Genomic DNA, 2,101 nt, shown 5'->3' with positions numbered 1-2,101 from the left:
TTCCAGTTTGCCCTAAAAAAAGCGCAGCGCCAGAGTCAGTTTACCGCAGGCATGTGCCTAGGCAGCAAAGCCATCAACCAGATCATGACCTTGGCACAGAATGCCGTCATCGAACGTGGCTACACCACCACCCGTATTTTAGCCACACCACAGGATCTTACCAGCGGCACCTTACAGCTCAGCGTCATTCCGGGGCGAATCCATACCATCCGTTACAATTTAGACAATGCAGCAACCACCCATGTAGAGCGTATTCGCCGCATCCAGAACGAATTTCCAGCCAGAGCCGGAGATATCCTGAATCTGCGGCAGCTAGAGCAGGGACTGGAAAACCTGCGTCGCGTTCCCACCGCCGAAGCTGATATCCAGATAGTACCGGCTGAAGCACCGAACGAAAGCGACATCGTCATCAGCTGGTCACAACGAACCATTCCCTTTCGTATAAGTTTTAACGCAGACGATTCCGGCAGCCATTCCACAGGGCGTTATCAGGGAGGCGTCACATTATCAGCAGACAATCCCTTAGGACTAAGTGATTTATTTTATATCAACTACAACCATGATTTAGGCAGCAAAGACAGTCAAATGGACAGCGATGGCAACCGCACCGGCAGCGGCACCCGTGGCTATGCACTGCATTACTCAATACCATTTGGCAACTGGCTGATAGCATATAACCGCAACCATTACCGTTATCATCAGGCCGTAGCCGGATACAACGAAAACTACGACTACAACGGCAAAAGCGACAACAGCGACATCGGACTAACGCGGCTGCTGTATCGTGACAGCCACCGCAAAACCGACATCACCGCCAAATTATGGCGTCGGCAATCCCATAATTACGTAAACGATGCCGAAATCGAAGTACAGCAACGGCATACTGCCGGCTGGGCAGTCAACCTAAATCATCAAGAATACATAGGTAATGGCACCGTCAACATCGGAATAGGTTACCGCCGTGGTACCGGAGCCGATCACAGCCTGCGAGCACCCGAAGAAGAATTTGGCGAAGGCACATCGCGCATGAAAATCATCACAGCCGACATCGGCTACACGCAGCCATTCAACTTAGGCAGACAACGCCTCAGCTTCGACAGCTCCCTTCACAGCCAGTGGAACAAAACCCCCTTAATTACCCAAGACCAGCTCTCCATCGGTGGCCGTTATACCGTGCGCGGATTTGACGGCGAAGTCACCCTCATGGGAGAACGAGGCTGGTACTGGAACAACAGCCTCAGCTGGCAATATCTAGGTACCCATCAGGTATATCTGGGGCTGGATGTCGGCCACGTTGCCGGTCCCGCCACCGAAATGCAGCTGGGTAAAACACTAGCTGGTGCCGTTATCGGCTTCAAAGGCCAGATGAAAGCCGGCGGCCAGTGGTATTACGACATCTTTGCCGGCAAACCAATATATAAACCCCAGTACTTCCGTACCGCCAATACCACCGTTGGCTTCAGCCTCAACTATTCCATATAACACAATCAAACCACACATATCAGAACGCCGTTAGCCCAGGCTGTACGGCCGAATAACAGGAAAAATCATGAATAAAAACAGATACAAAGTCATATTTAATAAAAAAAGAGGAATCCTGGTTGCCGTAGCCGAAAACACCATCCGTGAAGGCAAAAGCACCGCAGACCGTAATCAAAGCGGCGGCACCATCTTCAGCAGCCTACTGGCTAGACTACCCGTATTAACCAGCTCCATCCTACTCGGATTAGGTTTATGCGTACTCATTAATCACTCTGCCATAGCAGCAGACATCCATGCCGACCCGTCAGCCCCCAAAAACCAGCAACCCACCATCCTCCAAACCGCCAACGGCATCCCACAAATCAACATCCAGACCCCGAGCAAAGGCGGCGTATCCATCAACCAGTACCGCCAATTAGACGTCAACAAACAAGGAGCCATCCTCAACAACAGCCGTAAAAGCACCCAGACCAAACAGGCTGGCTGGATACAAGGCAACCCATGGCTGGCCAAAGGCGAAGCCGGCATCATCGTCAACCAAATCAACAGCAGCAATCCCAGCCGGCTCAACGGCTACATCGAAGTAGCCGGCCGACGAGCCGAAGTCATCATGGCCAAT

General features: G+C 51.9%; 2 protein-coding genes. Both read left to right on the top strand.

Going from position 1 to position 2,101, the window contains the following annotated elements:
* Positions 1–1,482, top strand: a 1,482-nt coding sequence (locus ACQP6D_RS11135; protein WP_427858259.1) for a ShlB/FhaC/HecB family hemolysin secretion/activation protein, incomplete at its 5' end; no start/stop codon positions are given.
* 67 nt (positions 1,483–1,549) lie between these two features.
* Positions 1,550–2,101 (top strand): ESPR-type extended signal peptide-containing protein (locus ACQP6D_RS11130; protein ID WP_427858258.1); only part of this gene is annotated, 552 nt, incomplete at its 3' end.

Origin of the sequence: Snodgrassella sp. CS2, from assembly GCF_050310315.1 — a bacterium.
GTDB classification, from domain to species: domain Bacteria; phylum Pseudomonadota; class Gammaproteobacteria; order Burkholderiales; family Neisseriaceae; genus Snodgrassella; species Snodgrassella alvi_E.
Note: the sequence above shows the minus strand (reverse complement) of the source record. Positions and strands in the feature narration are given on the sequence as shown.